Genomic DNA, 21,361 nt, shown 5'->3' on the forward strand with positions numbered 1-21,361 from the left:
CGAGGCGGTATATGAACAGACTGTTCGAGCTGCTCGAGCGCCTGTCCCTGCGCAGTAAATTGATCATCGGCTTCGCTGCGTTGCTGATATTGATCCTGATGCTGGGCGTGCAAAGCCTACGCACCCAGTATTCACTCAGGTACGAAATGCAGCAGTTGTACCAGCAGGATTTGGTTGGTATCCAGCATGTGCAGGAGGTTCGGGTGCAGCTGCCGCATCTGTTGCTGGCACTGCAACGCGCCGTCGCTACCAGCAACGCGGACATCCGCATCAGCGCCGGGGCCCAGATGGACGTCGCCCAAGAGCGTCTGCACGAGGCCCTGGAGCAGGTTCGCCCAACGCTGCGGCGACAGAGCAGCCTCAACAGCTTGCTGGAGTTTGAGGTGGTATTGCAGCGCCTGCAAAAAAATGGCGATGAAGCGCTGGAGTTGGTCGGCAAGGGCTCCCTGGGTCAGGCGCTGATGTTGCTCAACAGTAAGGAGTTTCTCGCGCTGGAGCAGGAAAGCGACGGGCTTCTCATCCAGATTGAGAAAAACAAGGAAGCCGACATCCACGATACGGCGAAGAATCTGGCCGAGTATGCGCAGCGCAGCAGCACGACCACTTATGTGTTGCTGTTGGGCGGTTCGACACTGGCCTTGCTGTTGACCTGGCTGGTAAGCCACTCCATCCGCGTGCCGCTGAACCGCGTACGCGTGGCAGTTGACGAGCTGGCATCCGGCAAGTTGGACGGTCAGATCCCTCACACAGACCTTCGCAACGAAACCGGCGACCTGGCGCGCGCCATCGCCACGCTGCAACTGGAGGCTTGTCAACTTGAGCGCCAACGCTGGATCAAAGCCCACGCCTCGCTCCTGCAAGTGGATCTGCAACAGGCAGAGACGCCGCAGCAGTTGGCCCAAGCTTTTTTTTGCCGCATCGCGCCACAGCTGGGCATGTGCCAGGGGGCGCTGTACGTTCTCTATGAAGGCGCACCACGCCTGCAATTGCTGGGTGGTTATGCGGTGGACAGTGAGCACCCACTGCGCGCGGAGCTCGAGCTCGGTGAAGGGCTACTTGGCCAGTGTGCACTGGACCGCCAACCCCGCCAGCTCAAGGATCTGCCTGAGCAGTTCTGGCGTGTGCGCACACAGTTGGGTGAAGCCCCCGCCAGCCATCTGCTGGTTCAGCCTGTGCTGCGTGGCGAGCGTCTGCTCGGGGTTATGGAAATGGCCGGCTTTCGCCCATTGGAAGAGAACGAGACGTTGCTGCTGCAGGAAGTGCTACCAAGGCTGGCCGGAGCCATGGCCATTATGGAACGCAGCGAGACGGCCCAGGCGCTGCTGCAGGAAACTCGCCGTCAGGCTGACGAGATGGGAGCCCAAACCTTGCAACTGGAACACCAGGCCAGGGAGCTGGAGGCCCAGCAGGCGGCACTGCGCGCCACCGAGGCGTGGTACCGCGGCATTATCGAGGCGGCACCGGACGGCATGCTGGTGCTGGGTGCCGACGGACACATCCTGATGACCAATCCGCAAATGGACACTCTGTTTGGCTATGAGCACGGCGAACTGAACGGTGCCAGCATTGAGCGTCTGGTGCCGCAGGCTGCTCGCGAGCGGCATGCCAGGTTACGTGACGGGTTCATTGCCAGCGGCGGAACCCGGCAGATGGGCGGCGATTTAAATGACCTGCACGGCGTGCGCAAGGACGGCAGCCTGTTCTCCGTGGAAATTGGCCTGTCCCGTCTGCCCCGCTTGGAGGGGCGTGGCGTCTGCGTTTGTGCCTCGGTGCGCGACGTGAGTGAGCGCAGGGCGATGGAGGCCAAGCTACGTACTGCCAGCGATCGTCTGAATCTGGCGCAAGAGGCCGGTGACATCGGTCTATTCGACGTTGACCTGGTCAGCGGTAAAAACTATTGGACGCCACAGCTCGAAGCGCTGTTCGGGCTTGAGCCTGGCGGATTCGGTGGCACTCTGGAGCACTGGAAGGCGTTGGTGCATCCCGATGACGTGGCGCGTATCAGTAGTACGTTCGAGAGCGCAGTCCAAAGTGGCGATGATCGCGTCGAGTTCGACTTCCGCATCGTGCGGCAAAACGATGGGCTGGTGCGCACGTTCAAATCGCTTAACCGATTCTCACGCACGCCTGATGGCAAGCCGTTGCGCGCAACCGGCATTAACATCGACGTGACTGCACTGGCAGAGGCCAGGTCAGCGGCCGAGGACGCGACCCAGGCCAAGAGCGAGTTCCTCGCCAACATGAGCCATGAGATACGCACGCCAATGAACGCCATCATCGGCATGAGCCACTTGGCGCTGCGTACCGAACTGGATAATCGCCAACGCAACTACATTGAAAAAGTGCACCGCTCGGCGGAGAGCCTGTTGAGGATTATCAACGACATCCTCGACTTCTCCAAGATCGAGGCCGGCAGGATGAACCTCGAACAAACCCCCTTCCACCTGGAGGACGTACTCGACAGCTTCTCTGCCATGATCGGCCTTAAGACTGAGGACAAGGGCCTGGAGTTGTTGTTCCAGACCCAGCCTGAGTTACCCACCGCACTACTCGGAGACCCCTTGCGCCTGGGGCAAGTGCTGATCAATCTGGGCAACAACGCTGCCAAATTCACCGAGCGCGGCGAGATTGTGGTCGGCGTGGAAGAAGTTGGCACACACGAGGAGCGCGTGCAGCTGCACTTCTGGGTACGCGACACTGGCATCGGCATGACCGTCGAGCAGTGTTCGCGCATGTTTCAGTCGTTTAGTCAGGCCGACAGCTCGACCACGCGCAAGTACGGTGGCACTGGGCTGGGCTTGTCCATCTCGAAGAAGTTGGTGGAGCTGATGGACGGCCACATTTGGGTTGAGAGCGAGCCGGGGGTCGGCTCCACGTTCCATTTCCAGGTATGCATTGGCGTGCAGCAAGGCGTTCAGCCGCGTCGCATGTTCAAGGCCGACGAACTGCTGGGTATGCGGGTGTTGGTGGTGGACGACAACGCTAGTGCTCGTGAAATCCTCTCGGGCATGGCGCGTAGCTTCGGCCTGGAGGTGGATGTCGCGGAGAATGGTAGCCTGGCGCTGCACATGCTGGCCGATGCCGAACATAAAGTGCTGCCCTACGATCTAGTGCTGATGGACTGGCGGATGCCCGGCATGGATGGCATAGAAGCCGTGAGTAGAATGCATTCCGCCAGCCTGATGCATACGCCGTCGGTCATCATGGTCACCGCCTTTGGCCGCGAAGAGGCACGCGAGGAAGCCGAGCGCCAGGGCATCCAGTTACCGGTGGTGCTGACCAAGCCAGTAACACCGTCCTCTTTGCTCGAAGCCATCGGTATGGTGCTGGGTAAAGGCCCGCAGGGCGATACTCGGGCCGGCGAACGCTCCCAACAGAATGCCAGCACCGTAGCCAGCCTGAATGGAGCCCGGCTGTTGCTGGTAGAAGATAACGAGCTGAATCAGGAACTAGCCTGCGAGCTGCTGGAGAGTGTCGGAATACAGCTGCGACTGGCCAGGCACGGCCAGGAGGCCCTGGACATCCTGACCGAGGACGGCAACTTCGACGGCGTGCTGATGGATTGCCAAATGCCGGTGATGGACGGCTACACCGCCACCCAGCGGATTCGCCAACAGCCGCGCTTTAATGCTTTGCCGGTGATCGCCATGACCGCCAACGCCATGGACGGTGATCGCGAGCGAGCCCTGAGCAGTGGTATGAACGACCATGTATCCAAGCCACTCAATGTCGATGACATGTTCGCCACACTGGCAAAATGGATCAGGCCACAGGCCGCTCCAGCATCGCCAAATGTAGGCCTGTCAGATGGGCTGCCGGATCGTCTTGGGGGCATTGATATGGTTGCCGGCCTAGCGACCTGTATGGGCCGGCGAGAACTCTACCTGCGCCTGCTCTGCAAGTTTCGCGACACTCAGACAGGTTTTGCCGAGCAATTCCAGGCCGCACTGGCCGACTCGGATGTTAGCGCGGCCGGACGTGTGGCCCACAGCCTGCGCGGCACGGCCGGCAACATCGGTGCCAGGGCCGTGGCGCAGGTCGCCGCTGTGCTGGAGCTGGCCTGCCAGAACGGCGAGCCCGCAATGGTGGTGCAAGAGCTGGCGACTAAGGTCGAGCGTTGCCTGCTGCCGACCCTGGCCGCCCTCGCTGACCTGAGCACAAACGCCCCGGCATCGATGAGCGATGGCCTGCAGGATGGCCCCGAGTTAAGCGAGCAACTGAACAGGCTCAAAGGTCTTTTGGCCGAAAGTGACACGGCGGCTATGGAAGCGCTTACCGAACTGCGCAATCTGTCACTCGATCGGGCCTTGGCCAAACGTCTGGTTCTGGTCGCGGAGCAGGTGGAGCTGTTCGACTTTGATCGTGCCCTGGAACTGTTGCAGGACGGGTGAGTTTTGCCAGGAAAGGAGCTACTGACCTCTTCTGGCAACTAGAGACCGACTGGCCGGTTTGGGTCGTAATGAGCCTCCCAGCTTTGTCTAGTCGGTCAAATGCTCTACAACCGGAGGTCGAGTCCGAGGCAAATGCCTGGCCAGGTCGAATGCAAATGGATGGTCAAGTAAATGCAATTACACAACTACGTAAAATCCGCCAGTGATTGATCAGCGGACCTGAAATGTACCTATGCAGGTAACGCACCGTTTGGATGAAGGATGCTGTGGCTGCCAGCGAGGCTGCGGCTATTTAAATGCTGAATTGAGCGCCTGACCGGCGGAGTTTCTCAGCCAGCCGACGATAGTGAAATATCAGTTACCCGCAGTCGTCATGGAGCCAGGCATCTAGCGCTTCCCCTTCATGCAGACAACGGAAAGATAAGCACCCCAAAGCACACCACACAGGGCAAGCATGAGTTCTGGATTGAAAATGCCCTGATCGACCGGCGCCACCAGGATTTCGCTATAAAGGCACAAGGCGCCCGCGATCAACGCCATAAAGTAGCCGGTCCGGGTTCTGGTCCGGCGCAGCAACAGAACCTTTTTCAGCCCTTCGTCTTTCCATTCTTGAGGGGGTATGCATTGGATCTCTTCCAGCAGCACCCAACCCCAAAGCAACGCGCACAACCAATAACCTATCATCATGATGTCCTCCACTTAGTACATTGATTAAACATGAATACAGCGCGCACTCCGCGCTCAACTTACGAAGATCGATTCCAGAGTCTTTTCCGACTCGTGCAATTTGCTCTCATGCATATCCATATCCTGAAGCAGGTGAGAAGGTTCAAGCGACTGCCATGGACGGGGAGTCCGAGCGGAGCACGCCCGGTCTCGTTGCCAGTGGTCGCATCCCGCTGGACCAGGTCGGCGGCGGCGAAGTCATACTCCCAGCGGTGTCCCATGCGCGTTTGCACAGATGGAAGAGAACTATCAAGGTTGAGGCCAGCATGATTTCTGTCACAAGCAGCAGATTGGCGTTCAGCTCCACGCGTGGCCACCATACATAGAGAATGAACCGTGCGGCATACGGCGTGGCAAACGCTATGGCTACTGCCAGCAAGGTGATGACGCCATGCGACATGACGTGCCGCAGCACGGCTAGAAAGTCGTGTTCTTTGCTGATTGGTTCCATGGGGTACTGCTCCCRTTTGGKRATGATTGCCAGCAGGAAAAATCTTCYGGTRACAGGKACTTGGCTAAACGCTCCAACATGCGGCGCATGATGGCCAGTTCATGGTTYTTGTCGTAGAACGCGTAGGCACCCGCTTTTGTGAAGTACTTCCAATGTGTCGGWTCAGCGCAATTGCTGACCACGATGACTTTTGTCAGCGGATACTCGGCTGCGACCACACGCAATACTTCCATGCCCTGACCGTCGCCGAGGTTGACGTCCAGCAAGACAACATCKGGCGGTTCACGCCGAATGGCGACGATGGCGGCCGTTGCGCGGTGGAACACCCCGGCAAGTGACAGGCCAGCGATCCCTGGCGACACCGTGCGCCTCAGTGCTGGCACGGCGTTCGAATCCTCAACGACAAACAGGCGCAAAGGGCCTGAATCTCTGACTGGCATCAGTGCAGTCAATGGTTCTGTGCTGGTGACCTGCATGATTTCACCTCTCATTTTTTGACATGGCTGTACAAGACGCTGACGAAGACAACTCCATTCAGCGGACGAAATCTTGCAGAGAGGTCAGTATGCTTAAGTGGAGCGGCTCCCACTATCGACGTTAGCAGGAGTTCTTTGTGGCGATATCGGCCAGCCTGCTTGTAGTGATTCCACTACAAGCAGGCTGGATCGGGTGACGCTTCGGCGAAGCCGGGCATGTGCTGGGCATTATTGCTGCACAGTTCGTTAAACCGTACCTGACGTTCAACCAGGACGATTCATTGATGCCGATGCGTTTACCGCAGAGCGTGGAGGATGCCGAGAACGATTGAGTGGCCCGGCTGCGTCGGATGACGGGGCGTTCTAAGTCAACAGGCCGTTTTCGAGTGCATGGCGGGCCAGTTTCGCGTTGCTGTCCATCCCTGTTTTTTCCAGGATGCGTGCCCGGTACGTCGTGACGGTACTCGGGTTCAAGTGCAATATCTCAGCGATGCGGACAATTCTCTCGCCTGAAGCGAGGAGCTTCAGCACTTCAAGCTCCCGGTCGGATAGCGCTTCGTGGAGTGCCCCGTTGCTTCTACCGATAGCGTTGACCAGCTTTTCTGCCAGCTCAGGACTGACGTGCTTGGCGCCTGAGGCCACCTTGCGAACTGCCGTAACCAGGGTGGCTGCGGAAATATCCTTGGTGAGGTATCCCGCTGCGCCGTGCTTTTCTGCGCTTGTACCCGAATCCATTTGTGTACGAGGTTCGCGTTGAGGCTATGGCTGAGCGCAATGCTGGCAATCGAAGCGGCGGGCCGGGCACACGCTTGAATGACCTGGGCCTTGAAGGACTTGGAGTAGGAACGGCGTTGTGGCTGCAAGAAAATACCCGCTTGAAAGGCTAGAGCTGGTGCGCAATTGAATTTAAGTGCGCACCTGTCCTGGCCGTGCGGGGCTGGGCAGATGACTTGGCCGGACGGATGCCGTGTGACGATCCTCCAGTGCACCCGATGCGCCAACCGCAAACAGCCCGGTTCAGCGTCATCCTTCGACGGTCATGCGCATGGCCAAGCCCGCGAGGACCGTCCCCATCAGCCAGCGCTGCACGGTCTGCCACACGGGCCTGCTGGCGAGGAATGTCGCAATGGAACCCGCCATGATGGCAATCAGGGCGTTGACGCTCACGCTAATGACGATCTGCGTAAAGCCAAGCACGATGGATTGCGCCAGCACGCTGCCGTGGCCGGCGGGGTCGATGAACTGGGGCAGCAGCGACAAATACATGACCGCGACTTTGGGATTCAGCAGGTTGGTGACAAACCCCATCATAAACAGCTTGCGCGGGTTGTCCTTGGGCAGCTCGCGCACCTGGAACGGAGAACGGCCGCCAGGCTTGACCGCTTGCCAGGCCAGGTAGAGCAGATAGAGCGCGCCGCCGAGTCGCAGGGCGTCATACGCATAGGGAACCGCCAGGACCAGGGCTGTGATGCCCAGTGCGGCGCAAAACATATAAACGACGAAACCCAACGCCACGCCACCCAGGGAAATCAGTCCGGCCATTCGCCCCTGGCAGATCGATCGCGAGATGAGATAGATCATGTTCGGGCCGGGAGTCAGCACCATGCCGAGTGAAATCAGGCCGTAGGCAAGCAGGTTGGACAGTTCGGGCATGGCGTAACTCCTGAAGGAAGAGATAACGAATTGAAGCTGCGCTAAATCCGTATAAAACGATTTTCGCGATCTCTGAGGTATGCATCTGGATGGTGAGGACGATAGTAGGGCGGCCAAAGGGAGAACGTTAGATACAGATTGACTGACAAAACGTCATACAGCGGTCGCAGCACTTGATGTCGGTGGCTCGCGCCAACCGGGCGATGGCCGCCGTGCGCGGCCATGGTCCGGTTCACGCTGGACAACCGGTATTGCGCGATGGCGAGCTCACCGGCAGGGTGCCAGCGGCCGTCTGGCGACCGACCTTGAACCATGCAGCGTACAACGCCGGGACGAAGAAAATCGTCAGCAGCGTCGCCACGGTAAGGCCGCCCATGATCGCAATTGCCATCGGCCCCCAGAACACACTGCGCGTTAGCGGGATCATTGCAAGCACAGTGGCCAGCGCCGTCAGCATCACCGGACGGGCCCGGTGAATGGCGGCATCCAGCACGGCATTCCACGGGTCGCGCCCTTCGGCGATCTCGATCTGAACCTGATCGATCAGGATCACCGCGTTGCGCATGATCATGCCGCCCAGTGCGATGATGCCCAGGATCGCGACGAAGCCCAGTGGCGACTGGAACACCAATAGCGCCGGCACCACACCGATCAGGCCCAGCGGTGCGGTCAGCATCACCATCCACATGCGGGAGAAGTTCTGCAGTTGCAGCATGAGTAACAGCAGGATGGTGATCAGCATCAACGGGGCCACCGCGAGCAGCGCCTTGTTCGCCTTGTCACTTTCCTCCACCGCGCCGCCCACGTCGATGCGGTAACCAGTCGGCAGCTTGGCTTCGATATCCTTGAGCAACGGCTGGATTTCCTGCGTCACCGATACACCCTGCTCTCCATCCTTCACGTCGGCACGCACCGTGATCGCCATGTCGCGGTTGCGGCGCCACAGCACTGGCTCTTCCAGTTCAGAGCGCACCTGTGCGACCTGCGACAGTGGCACCACCGTGCCCTGGCGCGTGTAGAGGTTGATGTCTTTCAGTGTGTCGAGGTTCAAGCGTTCCTCTGGTACGGCACGGGCCACGATGTCGATCAGGTCCTCGCGCTCACGCAGCTGCGACAGGGTTGCGCCGTTCATCACGGTCTGGGTCGCCAGCGACACGTCGGTCGGTGTAAGGCCAAGCGCGCTCGCCTTGTCCTGATCGAGCTCTACTTTCAGCGTACGCACCGGGTCGTTCCAGTCGAGCTGCAGGTCGCGCACCTTTTGGTTGGACGCAACCACCTTCTCCACGTCGCGGGCGATCTTGCGCACCACTTGGGTATCGGGGCCTACGACGCGAAACTGCACCGGGTAGCCGACAGGTGGCCCCAACTCGAGCCGGGTCACGCGCACCCACGCCTGCGGGAATTGTTGGTCAGCCGAGGCCACCAGCCGCGCACGTACTCGCTCGCGTGCATCCAGATCCTTGGTCATCACGACGAACTGGGCAAAGCCTGGATTCGGCAGCTCGGGGTTGAGCGAGAGATAGAAGCGCGGTGCGCCGGCGCCGGTGTAGGCGGTATAGAAACGCACGTCCTCGTCCTTCGCCAGGATCTCCTCCATGTGCTTGACCTGCTCGGTCGTCGCGGCGAACGAGGAGCCTTCCTTGACGCGCAGGTCAATGACCAGTTCAGGACGCGAACTGTTGGGGAAGAATTGCTGTGGCACTAGCTTGATACACACCAGAGCAAGTATCAGGGCGCCAACCGTCGCACCGATGACCACCCAGCGGCGCTCGATGGCGGCGTCGATCAAGCGGCGCAGGCTGCGGTAGAACTTCGTATCGTGCAGATCACCGTGCTGGTGCTTGCCCAAGTCGTTGGGCAGCATCTTGACCGCCAGGTACGGCGTGAAGATGCCGGAGCAGATCCACGAGAACAGTACCGCGGCACCGACGATCCAGAAAATGCCACCCGCGTACTCGCCGGTGGTGGACTTCGAGAGGCCGATCGGCAGGAAGCCCACGACGGTGATGAGTGCACCGGTCAGGCGCGGCATGGCAGTGGACTGATAGGAGAAGGCGGCCGCCTTCACGCGATCCATGCCGGTCTCCATCTTCGCCACCATCATCTCGATGGCGATGATGGCGTCATCCACCAGCAGTCCCAGCGCGATAATCAGTGAGCCGAGCGAGATGCGCTCCAGGTTCCAGCCCATCGCCAACATCACCAGCGCCACGCCGCCCAGTACCAGCGGCACCGTGGCCGCAACCACGAGGCCTGCGCGCCAGCCCAGGCTGGCCAGGCTCACCGCAATCACGATGATCAGCGCCTCGATCAGCGCGTGTGCGAAGTCGTGGATAGCATCCTTCACCGTGGTGGGTTGGTCGGCCACGAGCTCCAGCTCCACGCCGTGCGCAAGTTCCGACTGGATCTTGGCGACGGCCGTGTCCATCGCCTTGCCAAGGTCCACGATGTTGCCGTCGCTGGTCATTGTGATGCCGAGCATCAGCACGGGTTGGCCGTTGTGGCGGACCGTGTAGGTCGGCGGATCTTCGAAGCCACGGGTAACGGTCGCGATGTCGCCAAGCTTGATCAGCCGGCCGCCCGCGGCGATGGGCACATTGCGGATGGCCTCTTCGCTGGCGAATTGGCCACTCACGCGCACCATGACGCGGTCGCCGCGGGTGTCGATCTGGCCTGCGGGCAACATCGCGTTCTGGCTCTTGAGGCTTTCGGCGATGGCCAGCGGTGTAATGCCCAGCGCTGCCAGGCGCTCGTGCGAGAACTCGACGTAGACACGCTTGGCCTGCTTGCCGATGAGATCGATCTTCTTGACCATCGGCACCTTCAGCATCTGGCGCTTGATGTCCTCGGCCGCGTCCGACAGGTCGGCATGGCCGACACCGTCGCCCTTGATGGCGTACATCAGGCCATACACGTCGCCGTACTCGTCGTTCAGGATCGGGCCGATCACGCCGTCAGGCATCTCCAGGCTCAGGTCGTTGAGTTTCTTGCGTGCCTGGTACCAGGCCTCGCGCTGGTCAGCCTTGGAGGTGCCGCCGCGCACGGTGAGCGTCATGCCCGCGTAGCCCTGCCGCGCGTAGGTGACCACCTTTTCGAAGTTGTCGATTTGCTCGAATTTCTTCTCCATACGATTGAGGACCTGGTCCTGCAATTGCTGGGCGGTGGCGCCCGGCCAGATGACCATGGCGGTCATGGAAGGCACCGAAAAGTTCGGATCTTCGAGCTGACCGAGCCTGGTGAAACTGAAGGCGCCGGCCGCCGCGACAATGAGGAGCATGAACAGAACGATGGCGCGATGGCGCAGCGCCCAGTCGGTGAGGTTGAAATTGTTCATCGGGTGGCCTGCTGCGTAGTGTTAGTGTCAGCGATCGCCGCACCGGGGAGCGCGACCTTCAGTCCGGATGTCATCTTCTGGACACCGGCGGTGACGATCGATGCGCCAGCCTGCGGCCCGGAGACGAGCACCTCGTCATTGCGGTAGCCCCACACCGCCACACGCTCCAGTTCGACGATGCCTACCGGATCCTTGCCCACAGGCGTGACTACTCAAAGTGCCGGCTGGCCGCCGCTTTGGGTCAGTGCCGTCGCCGGCACCGCCGCCACCGAGACGTTTGTCATCACGCTCTTGGCCATTACAGTGGCGGTGGCGCCCAGCGGCAGCGCCTGCATTGGCTTGAGCCGCGCGCGATAGGTGCGCGTCTGCGCCGCAGCCTGCGGCGACAGCTCGCGCAGCGTGACATCGAAGGTCTCGTTCGGCGCACTGGCCAGCGAAGCCTTGAACTGCGCGTCCTTGAAGACGGACAACTGATCCTCGGGCACGTCGATGACGATCTCGGATTCATCCGGATTCGCAACCGAGACCACCGGTTGGCCCTCCGCCACGACCTGGCCTGCCTCGAAGCGCACAGCCGTGACAACACCGCTACGGGAGGCGCGCAGCACGGTGTACTTGAGCCGGTTGCGCGCGAGCTCGAGTTTTCGCGCCTCGGCCTCGGCAGTCGCATGAGCGGTCTGGGCATTGGTATGCGCACGCTCGTCGTCGGCCGCACTGACCGAGCCGTCAGCCTTTAGCGCGGTAAGGCGTTGGTGGTCCGAATCGGCCTGACGAGTCTGCTCGACGGCAACTGCCCACTGCTGTTGCGACGCTTGCTCAGCGAGGCGGTAGTCGCTGTCGTCCAGCACAGCCAGTACGTCGCCTTCGCGCACAAACTGACCTACATCGACCTTGCGCTGGGCTACCTTGCCGCCCACGCGGAAGGCTTGATCGACTTCATGCCGTGACTGCACGGTGCCCACGTAGCGACTACTTTCGCGGGCATTGTCGTAGTTGATTTCAACGGTGCGTACCGGTCGTGGGGCCTGCACGGACGGCTGATCCGGGCTGCACGCACAAAGCATGGCGGCGACGGCCAAAACGCCGGCCGTAGTAAGGGAATTCTTCAAGACGGTTCCTCTTTGGAAAACGACAGATTCTCAGGAAAGTGGTGGCCGGTCGGCTTTGGCGGATGCGGTTGGGTTGGAGGGTTGTTCGAACACCTGCCAGCCCCCGCCCAGTGCCTTGTAGAGCTGCACGCTGTCGAGCAGCAGTCGGGTGTTGCTTTCGTTGGAGTTCAAGCGTGCCGCCAGGCGCGCCCGCTGCGAATCCAGCAGTGGCAACAGGTCGATCTGCCCGCGGTTATAGAGCGACTGGGCGCGGTTCTGCGCAGCCTCGGAAGATGCGGCGGCCAATTGCAGCGACCCGGACCGGCGGCGTTCCTGCGCAAGCGTGACGAGGGCGTTTTCCACATCCTCGAGCGCCCGTACGATGCCGTCTTCGGCGCGCAGCAGCGCCTCTTGTTGAGCGCTTTCGGCCGCTTCGTTGATCGCTTGCGTGCGCCCGGCGTTGAAGAGCGGCATCGCCAGCAGGCCCGCGACGTTGGTGAAGCGCGCAGCGCCGAGATCGGCACCGTTCAGGTTGAGACCCTGGCGGCCGAAGGAAGCGCCGAGAAAGAGCTGCGGGAACCACTCAGCTTTCGCTTGCTGGCGACGAGCATTGGCGGCGTCGAGTTGTGCCATCAGCGCCAGTACGTCAGGTCGGCGTTGCAGCAACTCGGCGGGCTGGCCGGGCTTGGCCTCGGGCACGTCGATCAAATCACCGCTTGAAGGCTGGATGTTTGTGGTGTTGAAAGACTGATCTGCGATCAGCACTGCAATACGGTGACGTGCCACCGCTACTTGGGTTTCCAGCGGCGGAATCTGCGCCCGCGCCGACAAGGCGTCGGTCTGCGCGCGTTCGACGTCGAAAGCGGATGCCAGCCCCACCTGTTGGCGTGCGGTGACCAGACGCAGCGTCTCGTCCTGCATCGCCGAGATTGCGCGAAGCGTCGCGACCTGGCGCTGCGCACCGACCAGGGTGAAGTAGTTGCTGACCACGTCGCTCATCACCAGCAGGCGCACGCCACGCATGCTGTGTTGCGCGGCCAGCGCATCGGCGTCAGCCGCCGCCGCGCCGGCGCGCAGACGGCCGCTCAGGTCGAGTTCCCACGAGACGTCCAGACCCACACTGGTGGTCCTGGTATCCGGATAGCCCTGTTTCGTGGCCGAGTTGTAACCGCTGCGGCGGTCACTGCCGGAGACGGATGCGCCGACACTCGGGAGCAGCCAGGACTGGCTGACCGTTTCTCCGGCACGCGCGGCACGCAGGCGCTCGGCGGCAATCTTGACGTCGCGGTTCTCACGCGCAGCCCGGTGCACCAGATCCGTCAGCAACGGGTCGTGGTAGACCTCCCACCACGCCGCCTCGGGTTCCATTTCGGAGGCCGTGCTCGCAGCGAAGTTGCTCGGCAGGTCGACCGAGGGCTTGACGACCGGTGTGGAGCAACCGGAAAGGGCGAGGGCGATCGAAGTGGCAAGGGCTGCCGCAACGGCGAGCCCGGCCGGGCGCTCGGCCCGTTTCAAGGTTGTCCGGGCGGTGAGGAGGGGCAGTGGAAAGGAAACTGGAAGTCGCGGCATCGCATTGGACTCGTGTGGATTCGAGATGGCATCAGCGTAAGGCCCGGTGTGCACGAAGTCGTCAGCGAAGCGTCGCCGTTCGGTCGCCATATCGAGCGCACATTCAGGTGGGAGACGTCACTCGCCGTCGGCATCTGCCGCATGCTCGCCGGCCGCCGACCTGAGGTCCGAGTCGATCGACTCCAGCAACTCTTCGGCGGACGAAAACTCGCGCTGACGTCCGGTGACCAGGTTCTCGAGGCGGCCCACCAGGGCCCCCGAAGCGGCATCGCTACGCAGCTTGATTACGTATGAGCGGCGGCTCGGGTACTTGGTTTCAGAGTTAAGGATCATCACAGTCCAGGGGGGCAAGAAAGTTCGACGACAGAGTAGGCGGCCCCCTGAAGCGAGTCGTAAGCGAAAGGTCAGACTTCGGTCGGGACAGCGCCGCTCCCTCAGAAATTGATGTCGATAAAAGGCAAGGACTTGAACACCGCAGCCCTGTGGGAGCGAGCTTGCYCGCGAAGAGGCCGGCACATTCAGCATCGATGTCGGCTGACACACCGCCTTCGCGAGCAAGCTCGCTCCCACAGGTTCAACGGCTGTACGCAACATCTGCGAACTAACCAAATCACTGTGGGAGCGAGCTTGCTCGCGATAGCGGCCTGGCAGTCACTTCATCGGTGGCTGGCATGCCGTCATCGCGAGCAGGCTCGCTCCCACAAGTTTGCGGCCTTAACTCATCAAGCCGACTTTGCGCCCTGAATCAGCGAGCGCGCACGTTTCGCCAGCTCGGTTCCGTCAGTTTCGGGTGACTGGTCAACCAGCGTGGCCAATGCCTGTTGGTCCTCGGCCGTAGCGTCAGGGTGCTCGCACAGTTCGACCAGCGCTTGCAGCTCCAGCCACGGTGCTTCCTGGGCGCGAGCTTCTTCAACCGCGCGCCTCACCGCAGCGATGCCGGCGTCGGGCTGACCCTGTGCTCGCGAGATCGCTGCCTCCAGCAGCAATAGCTGTGGCAGGTATACGCGCTCGCCCAGTTCCTCGCCCACCCGAAATGCTTCCTTCAGCTCGACTTGCGCGGCGGTGCAATCACCTGCGAGCAGCAGCGCCTCGGTGGCGTAGCCGAGCACCTCGCTGGCACCGGAGCGCATTCCAAGCCCGGTGTGTTCTTCATAGGCCTCACGGATGCGACGGTAGCCGTCGCGGGGTGCACCGTTGCGGGCGTCGGCCCAGCCGCGCCACCAGCGGCAAGCCGTGCGCCCGAGTGCGAGCGAGTGCTCATCCACCAGCGTCTGCATGTCGTCAGCCAGCGCTGCCACACGCACGTGGTTTCCCATCCGCACCTCGATCAACACCTCCTGCCAGGCGGCGACCAGCCAGGTCATGGGCTGGCGCAACGCCTGCGCGCGTACCCGTGCCTGCTGCATGTGGGCTCGGGCTTGCTCAACCAGACCAGAGCGCAAGAGTTCTATAGCCAGCATGCCGTGCAGCATGACCTGGGGATCAGCCGCAAAGATATTGTTTGCCCCGATGTCCAGCGGCTCAGCGATCGCGAGGGCGAGCTCTAGCCAACGGCGGGTCGTCTGCGTGCGCCCCTGGAGGTGATGCACCTCGGCATGCACGATGCACGCCGCCAGCATGAGAGCTGGATCGTTTGTGTCGCAGGAGAGGGCTTCGGCACGTTCCGCCACCTCCAGCGCCAACGCATAATCGCCGCGCAGACCGAGCAGATAGCCGAATCCATGCAGCAGGCGACCACGCATTGGATGCACGGGTACATCTGCTAGCAGCATGTACGCGCGTTCGAACGCATTTTTGGCTTCGCTGCCGACACCGAACGTGTGGAAAGCCGATACGCCCTGCAGCGTGGCCAAGGTAATTTCGAGCGCATCGCGCTCCATCCCTTCTGGTGCCTGCATGAGTAGGACCAAGGCGCGCTCAGTGAGGCCGTAGCACAAGTCCGGGCTGAAGTGCAGCAGCGCAGCCTCCGCGGCATCGGCGTAGTAACGCAGCGCAATCATCGGCTGCCGAGCCCGGTCAAAGTGCATCGCCAGCTCCGAGGCAGCAACCGGTACGCCGACCGTGCGCTCGCGTTCGAGGGCTGTGCCAACCTGGTGATGGAGGTGGGTGCGCAATGAGCGCGGCGTGCGGTCGTACAGAACCTGGCGGAAGAGAGCATGCCGGAACGAGTAGGGCTGCTCTGCCGTCTCCTCAACTTCGGTGGTCCGCGACCGTATGAGCCATACCTGCTCGCGTATCAGCTCCTCACAGGTGTGGGCCACCGAAGCGAGGTCGCGCTCGAGGGCCAGTGAAACCGTCTCGATTCGGAATTCGGCCCCGCACACCGCTGCGACCGAGAGCACCGCACGCTGCTCCGGCCCAAGCTTGGCAATGTAGTGATCAATGATGGCTGCGAGGTTTTCGGGAACTGCCAGATCTGCGAGCCGAGCCTCGATGGTGGCATCGTCGTCCGTTGGGTCCATCACTTCACTGATGACTGACGATACGAACAACGGCACACCGTCAGTGCGCTCATGCAGGGCACGCACGAAGGTTTCATCGCGCGCCAGCGAGGCCGAACTCTGCGCAACATAGTCAGCGACCTCGGTTTCCGAGAACGGATCGAGCACCAATTCCTCGCACAGACGTTGCAGGCGCAGTTCGTGGCGCAACGAGCTGAGTGGATGATCGAGCGCAACCACCTCGGCGAGGCGGAAGCTCGATAGCCACATCAGCCGCGTGTTGCTACGTCGCCGCGCCACATAATTGATGAGCTGGACCGTCGCCCGATCGCTCCAGTGCAGGTCTTCGGTCACCAGCAACAGCGGTCGCTGCTCCGTGTAGCGGTCCAGCAGTTCGCCCATTTCCCGGAGCATGCGGTCCGGACCGACGCCGGCAAGCTCGCGCCGCAACGCGTCTCGCTCCGCCGTGGTGCTGAGCCACGGCAGTTGCAGCAGCCAGGTTGGCGCCACGTCGCGCAACAACGCCGGCAGGGTGGGGTCACTGCGGCACAGATCGGCCAACGCCTCCAGCACCGGCAGGTACGGTTCGCCGGTGCCGTAGTGCTCCACGCAATGGCCGCGTGCGCAGGTGATGCCGCCAAGGCTGGCAAGGAAATTTTCGATTAACGTGGTCTTGCCAATCCCCGGTTCTCCAGCGAGCCAGACCACGGCTCGCTGACCGCCATCCGCCCGCTCCCATGCCCGTTGCAGTCTTGAGATTTCGTCGGCGCGACCGATGAATGGCGGTGACGGATGCGCGCCGGCCGCCGGCACCGTCGCGGATGCAGGCGGCATCGAAGGTGCAGGGGAGGGCGCGGCGATGAAGCGATAGCCGCGCCTCGACACAGTCTCGATATAGCGGGGCTGCCTGGGGTCGTCGCCCAGCACCTTGCGCAGATCGCTGATGGCCGTCTTCAGCACCGAATCGCTGACGAACCGATGCCCCCACACGGCATCAAGCAAGGCATCCTTGGTCACCAACGATCCCGGCTGGCGTGCAAGGACGCACAGCAGTGTGAAGGGAGTTGGCGCCAACGCCACAGCTTCTCCGTTGCGTGACAAGCAGGCGTTGGCTTCGTCGAGTTCGAACTCGATGAAGCGGAGCTGGACTGGGTTCGGTTGGGGCTGCGGACGTGCCACGTTGGTTTCCTGAAGACTAAAACATGGGTGTGCCCTCGTGAGGCATGGCACGTGGTCACTCCAATAACAACGCTGATCGACTCAGAAGCCAAGCCTCACCGGTCGGAAACTGGCCCTGCGCATAGCTCACATGTCCTCGTCACGGTACGGTAATGATCCCAAAAAATTAATGACAAAAACATCAATATTGAAATATCTCTCAATTTTGCATACCTTGACTCTGCCTGGCGATGAGGCCTGTACGCCTCACGACTTCAATCACAACAAGGGCTCGAGATGAACAACAACAAGAAAGTACCCGAATTGACTCCCTCCGCCGTCGATGTGCTGGTCGTCGGTTACGGTCCGGTAGGCGCGACGATCGCGGCGCTGCTCGGCCGCTATGGGGTTACGACCCTGGTGCTGGACAAACTCCATGAAATCGTACTGATGCCCCGTGCCATTGCTCTGGACAACGAGGCCCTGCGCATCCTGCAACTCGCCGGGTTGTCGGAAGACGCCTTCGAGAAGATCGCTATCCCTGAAGTGAAGATGCACTCCCCGGTCCTCGGGCAATTCGGTCGAGCCAATACTGAGGGCTGTATCGACGGCCATCCCAAGCTTGTGACTTTCTATCAGCCCGACCTCGAACGAGCGATGCGCGGCCAGGTTTCCCGGCTGAAGTCAGTGACCAGTCTGGGCGGTTTCGAGCTTGCGAATCTGGTCGAGGAGTCGGATTGCGTGGTTGCCACCGTACGGGATCAAAATGGACACTCGCATTGCGTTTGCGCCCAGTATGTGATCGGTGCGGATGGCGCAAGCTCCAGGGTCAGGGCACTGATTGGCCAGGAGTTCGAAGGGCAAACCTATGCAGAGGATTGGCTGATTGTCGATGCCAGGAACCGGCATAAGTCAGCCATTGATCACATCGAGTTTATCTGTGATCCAAGGCGTCCAACACCGCACATGCCCGCACCCGGCGGAAGGGAGCGTTGGGAGTTCATGCTGCAACCAGGTGAATCCCGGGAGGAGCTGGAGAGCCCGGAAAGCATCGCCCGGCTCATCGCGCCATGGATCAACCCGCAGGAACTGGAAATCGAGCGCAAGGCGGTGTATCGATTCCACGCGCGCTGCTGCAACAGATTCAGCAAGGGACGTATCTTCCTCGCCGGGGATGCCGCGCACATCACCCCCCCTTTTGTCGGGCAAGGCCTCGTAGCGGGCCTTCGAGATGGCGCCAACCTTGCCTGGAAACTGGCCTGGGTCCTTCGCGGCCATGCCACGCCTGCAATACTCGATACCTATGACGTAGAGCGCCGCCCTCATGCCCAGGCGATGATCAATCTGGCGAAACTCATGGGCCGCCTGGTGATGCCGAGAAACAAGGTCGCAGCTTTCTTTATCCACGGCCTGATGCGCACGCTGGCGTTGACTCCCGCTACCAGAAAGTACTTCGAGCAACTGGACATCAAGCCAAAGAACATCTTCAAACAGGGGCTGTTCGTGCAGCATCATCGTGGCGACAAGCTGGTTCGTGGCAGTCTGTTTCCCCAAGCCTGGGTTCGCGACATGCAAAAGCAGATCAAACTGAGCGACGATGCTCTTGGAGACAACCTGACCCTGGTTGGATTCGGTGTTGACCCGTTGTCACTGCTAACCACCGATCAGATCGTTTCCTGGGAAAAAATGGGAGGCCACTTCCTGGAGATCAGAACACGCGGACAACGCTCCGGCGGCAGTTGTGACTTCATCGAAGATATGAACCATGACATCCTGCCGCTGGCTGCCAAAGGAACGCTCGTCGCGGTTCGTCCCGACCGTATCGTCATGCACCACGCCCCTGGCGCGCAGGCAGGCAGTCTTCTTCGGGACTGCAGGGGCCTGCTGGTCAGCGAAGACGCCACTCCTGACAGCATTTCCATTACCATCAACGAGCCCCCTCGATTAAGAGCCTGAAGATGCCTTCCCCCACTTTCCCTTCAGAAGCAACTGAGCAAGAGCCTCTCACTCGAGGCCACAAGAAGCGTGAACGTACCCGTCGCGGCCTGGTGGACGCGGCCTTGCGTCTTGTCGCACGTAAGGAGGTGGGGGAGATTGCACTGCTCGATGTCGCCTCGGAGGCCGCGGTATCCAACGGCACCATCTACAACTATTTTCGAACGCGCGACGAAGTACTCGAGGCGGTTGGCATCGCCATGGCGAGTGAGTTCTCCGATGCCATTTCCGCCCTGAGTTCGGACGTGCACTGCGGTGCACAGCGGCTTTCGATTGGTGTGCGCATGTTCGTATGCCGGGCCGCCTACGACCATCAATGGGCTAACGCACTACTGCGTATCATCCATTCCGATCAGACCATGCGCTCGCGTTTGGCTGCACATGTGCTGGGCGACCTGCGTGAGGGGCTGCGCGCGGGTACTTTCGCTTATGAGGACGAGGGGATCGCCCTGGACATGGTCGTATCCTGCACAACCGGCGCCATGCGCTCGGTTGTCGAAGGGCGTGCGGTGGCGGAGCACGATCAGCGGGTTGCCGAGATGATTCTCAAGGCTCTGGGTGTAACACCTGCCAGAGCCAAGAGAATCGCCGGTAAGCCGCTACCCTAGTCCTGATGTCATCATTGACCGGCTAAACCCTAATGCCAGTCAGTTAACGCTTTGAACACCGCAACTCCTGTGGGAGCGAGCTTGCTCCGGGCGGCGTTCCGACGATGACGATCGCATAGTCGACACCTGCGTTGCCTGACAGTCCGCTATCGCGAGCAAGCTCGCTCCCACAGGTTTTGCGCCTTAACTGACTGGCATTAGGCTAAACCCGGCCAATCCATTGCCGATAGCTCTTCGCCTGGCGACGAGACTTCAGCTGATTGCCGATCAATGCCATGAGTGGCGACGTCCCGGGTTTTGTCCGTTTGCCTTGGCTCAACAAACCGAGCTGCTTCTTGATCACCGACGCCACTGCAAGCGATGCCAGCGCCTTATTCTTCCAGCGCACGACGATGGGCTCCACTTCGGTGTCCTTACCTTCCATCCACTGGCTTGGCAGGGCCGGTTCGATTGCCAACGCAGTGGCCAGCCCCACCATCGACACCGATCCGCTCACCACTCGCTCCGCCACCTCCTTTCTACGCACGCCGCCGGTGACCATCAGCGGCATGCGCGCTATTTTTCCTATTTTTTCCGCGCACTCGAGAAAGTACGCTTCTCGAGCCAAGCGGCTGCCGTCGCGGGTTTGCCCCTGCATTGCCGGGCTTTCGTAGCTGCCGCCGGACAACTCGACCAGGTCGACCGCCTTGGCGTTGAGCATTTCCACCACGCGAGCGGCATCCTCGGCATCGAAGCCACCGCGCTGAAAGTCCGCGGAATTGAGCTTCACAGCGACGCAAAAAATCGGTGCCACCCGCTGACGTATTGCGTCGATGGTTCGCAGGAGAATTTGCGCACGATTTTCCAGGCTGCCACCCCAGCGGTCGCTACGCCGGTTGGTCAAGGGCGAAAGGAATTGGCTGAACAGGTAGCCATGCGCTGCATGAATCTCCACGCCGGTGAATCCGGCACGCTCGGCCAGCACCGCCGCCTGGGTATAGCGCTCGATCAGCTCTTCGATCTCCTGCTCCTCCAAAGCCCTGGGCGGCACAAAAGCTTTTGATAGTCCGGGAATGTCGACAGCCACTGCAGAGGGGCCCCGTGCCGATTGCCCCATTGAAGCCAAGAGCTGCCGTCCGGGATGATTGATTTGCATCCAGGCCTGGGCTCCACGGCTGCGGCAAGCATCGGCCCATAACCTGAATTCGCCCAGGTTGCGATCGTCTTCAAGCACCACGCCAGCGGGGCCGGTCAAGGCGTGGCGGTCAACCATGACGTTGCCAGTGATGATCAGGCCGGCACCACCCTGGGCCCAACGCCGATAGAGCTTGACCAGCGCTTCCCCAGGAGCGTGATCCTCATTGGCAAGGTTCTCCTCCATGGCGGCCTTGGCGATCCGGTTCGGAATCACCGTGCCGTTAGGCAAGCGAAGTGGTTTGAAGAGCTTTGAGCCGGTCATGTTCTGTCCTTCAACTGATGAAAATACGGCCAG

Annotated in this window: 15 protein-coding genes and 1 pseudogene; 3 read left to right on the forward strand and 13 right to left on the reverse strand. The window is 61.2% G+C overall.

Annotated features, from left to right (window positions below; all coding sequences use genetic code 11):
* The first annotated feature begins 11 nt into the window (after window positions 1-11).
* The gene (locus AC1DRN_RS20035) at window positions 12-4,391 is read left to right on the forward strand and encodes a response regulator (RefSeq protein ID WP_223458850.1); all 4,380 of its coding nucleotides are present in this window, start codon (window positions 12-14) and stop codon (window positions 4,389-4,391) included.
* 387 nt (window positions 4,392-4,778) lie between these two features.
* Here AC1DRN_RS20035 and AC1DRN_RS20040 read toward each other — a convergent pair whose 3' ends face one another.
* The 12 genes and pseudogenes from AC1DRN_RS20040 to AC1DRN_RS20095 all read right to left on the reverse strand — a co-directional run bounded on the left by AC1DRN_RS20040 (window position 4,779) and on the right by AC1DRN_RS20095 (window position 17,308).
* A complete protein-coding gene (locus AC1DRN_RS20040; RefSeq protein ID WP_223458852.1) occupies window positions 4,779-5,078 on the reverse strand; it encodes a hypothetical protein in 300 nt (99 codons plus the stop codon).
* A gap of 142 nt (window positions 5,079-5,220) precedes the next feature.
* Window positions 5,221-5,568, reverse strand: coding sequence for a hypothetical protein (locus AC1DRN_RS20045; protein WP_457266041.1), 348 nt, complete (start codon window positions 5,566-5,568; stop codon window positions 5,221-5,223).
* Entirely contained in the window at window positions 5,535-6,044 is a 510-nt protein-coding gene (locus tag AC1DRN_RS20050) for a response regulator (RefSeq protein ID WP_477786782.1), read from the reverse strand. The genes AC1DRN_RS20045 and AC1DRN_RS20050 overlap by 34 nt, the downstream gene beginning before the upstream one ends.
* 363 nt (window positions 6,045-6,407) lie before the next feature.
* The gene (locus AC1DRN_RS20055; RefSeq protein WP_457266162.1) at window positions 6,408-6,779 is read right to left on the reverse strand and encodes a LuxR C-terminal-related transcriptional regulator; all 372 of its coding nucleotides are present in this window, start codon (window positions 6,777-6,779) and stop codon (window positions 6,408-6,410) included.
* A gap of 11 nt (window positions 6,780-6,790) precedes the next feature.
* Window positions 6,791-7,033: pseudogene (locus AC1DRN_RS20060) on the reverse strand (transposase); the annotation flags it as partial.
* 34 nt (window positions 7,034-7,067) lie between these two features.
* Window positions 7,068-7,697 (reverse strand): LysE family translocator, encoded by a 630-nt coding sequence (locus AC1DRN_RS20065; protein WP_457266161.1) that lies wholly within the window; start codon window positions 7,695-7,697, stop codon window positions 7,068-7,070.
* Window positions 7,698-7,929: 232 nt separating this feature from the next.
* Complete coding sequence (locus AC1DRN_RS20070; protein WP_223458862.1) at window positions 7,930-11,031, reverse strand: efflux RND transporter permease subunit; 3,102 nt, start codon at window positions 11,029-11,031, stop codon at window positions 7,930-7,932.
* Window positions 11,028-11,231: a hypothetical protein gene (locus tag AC1DRN_RS20075; protein ID WP_457266160.1), complete on the reverse strand. Its 204-nt coding sequence runs from the start codon at window positions 11,229-11,231 to the stop codon at window positions 11,028-11,030. The genes AC1DRN_RS20070 and AC1DRN_RS20075 overlap by 4 nt, the downstream gene beginning before the upstream one ends.
* 12 nt (window positions 11,232-11,243) lie before the next feature.
* Complete coding sequence (locus tag AC1DRN_RS20080; RefSeq protein WP_457266159.1) at window positions 11,244-12,095, reverse strand: efflux RND transporter periplasmic adaptor subunit; 852 nt, start codon at window positions 12,093-12,095, stop codon at window positions 11,244-11,246.
* Window positions 12,096-12,170: 75 nt separating this feature from the next.
* Complete coding sequence (locus AC1DRN_RS20085) at window positions 12,171-13,688, reverse strand: efflux transporter outer membrane subunit (RefSeq protein ID WP_223458999.1); 1,518 nt, start codon at window positions 13,686-13,688, stop codon at window positions 12,171-12,173.
* A gap of 117 nt (window positions 13,689-13,805) precedes the next feature.
* A complete protein-coding gene (locus tag AC1DRN_RS20090) occupies window positions 13,806-14,021 on the reverse strand; it encodes a hypothetical protein (RefSeq protein ID WP_223458866.1) in 216 nt (71 codons plus the stop codon).
* A gap of 389 nt (window positions 14,022-14,410) precedes the next feature.
* A complete protein-coding gene (locus AC1DRN_RS20095; protein WP_457266158.1) occupies window positions 14,411-17,308 on the reverse strand; it encodes an ATP-binding protein in 2,898 nt (965 codons plus the stop codon).
* Between the two features lie 276 nt (window positions 17,309-17,584).
* On the opposite strand from AC1DRN_RS20095, the gene mhpA reads away from it, so the two are divergent.
* Both mhpA and AC1DRN_RS20105 read left to right on the forward strand, forming a co-directional pair.
* The gene (mhpA, locus tag AC1DRN_RS20100) at window positions 17,585-19,243 is read left to right on the forward strand and encodes a bifunctional 3-(3-hydroxy-phenyl)propionate/3-hydroxycinnamic acid hydroxylase MhpA (RefSeq protein WP_457266157.1); all 1,659 of its coding nucleotides are present in this window, start codon (window positions 17,585-17,587) and stop codon (window positions 19,241-19,243) included.
* 2 nt (window positions 19,244-19,245) lie between these two features.
* Window positions 19,246-19,890 (forward strand): TetR/AcrR family transcriptional regulator, encoded by a 645-nt coding sequence (locus tag AC1DRN_RS20105; RefSeq protein ID WP_223458873.1) that lies wholly within the window; start codon window positions 19,246-19,248, stop codon window positions 19,888-19,890.
* A 202-nt stretch (window positions 19,891-20,092) separates the two neighbouring features.
* Here AC1DRN_RS20105 and AC1DRN_RS20110 read toward each other — a convergent pair whose 3' ends face one another.
* A complete protein-coding gene (locus tag AC1DRN_RS20110) occupies window positions 20,093-21,328 on the reverse strand; it encodes an NADH:flavin oxidoreductase/NADH oxidase family protein (protein ID WP_457266164.1) in 1,236 nt (411 codons plus the stop codon).
* Between the last annotated feature and the right edge of the window lie 33 nt (window positions 21,329-21,361).

This window comes from Pseudomonas sp. P5_B3 (assembly GCF_056400405.1).

Coding starts and splice junctions, on each gene's coding strand:
- AC1DRN_RS20035 (WP_223458850.1), top strand. CDS start 12: ATGAACAGACTGTTCGAGCTGCTCGAGCGCCTGTCCCTGCGCAGTAAA.
- AC1DRN_RS20040 (WP_223458852.1), bottom strand. CDS start 5,078: ATGATGATAGGTTATTGGTTGTGCGCGTTGCTTTGGGGTTGGGTGCTG.
- AC1DRN_RS20045 (WP_457266041.1), bottom strand. CDS start 5,568: ATGGAACCAATCAGCAAAGAACACGACTTTCTAGCCGTGCTGCGGCAC.
- AC1DRN_RS20055 (WP_457266162.1), bottom strand. CDS start 6,779: ATGGATTCGGGTACAAGCGCAGAAAAGCACGGCGCAGCGGGATACCTC.
- AC1DRN_RS20065 (WP_457266161.1), bottom strand. CDS start 7,697: ATGCCCGAACTGTCCAACCTGCTTGCCTACGGCCTGATTTCACTCGGC.
- AC1DRN_RS20070 (WP_223458862.1), bottom strand. CDS start 11,031: ATGAACAATTTCAACCTCACCGACTGGGCGCTGCGCCATCGCGCCATC.
- AC1DRN_RS20080 (WP_457266159.1), bottom strand. CDS start 12,095: ATGCTTTGTGCGTGCAGCCCGGATCAGCCGTCCGTGCAGGCCCCACGA.
- AC1DRN_RS20085 (WP_223458999.1), bottom strand. CDS start 13,688: ATGCCGCGACTTCCAGTTTCCTTTCCACTGCCCCTCCTCACCGCCCGG.
- AC1DRN_RS20090 (WP_223458866.1), bottom strand. CDS start 14,021: ATGATCCTTAACTCTGAAACCAAGTACCCGAGCCGCCGCTCATACGTA.
- mhpA (WP_457266157.1), top strand. CDS start 17,585: ATGAACAACAACAAGAAAGTACCCGAATTGACTCCCTCCGCCGTCGAT.
- AC1DRN_RS20105 (WP_223458873.1), top strand. CDS start 19,246: ATGCCTTCCCCCACTTTCCCTTCAGAAGCAACTGAGCAAGAGCCTCTC.
- AC1DRN_RS20110 (WP_457266164.1), bottom strand. CDS start 21,328: ATGACCGGCTCAAAGCTCTTCAAACCACTTCGCTTGCCTAACGGCACG.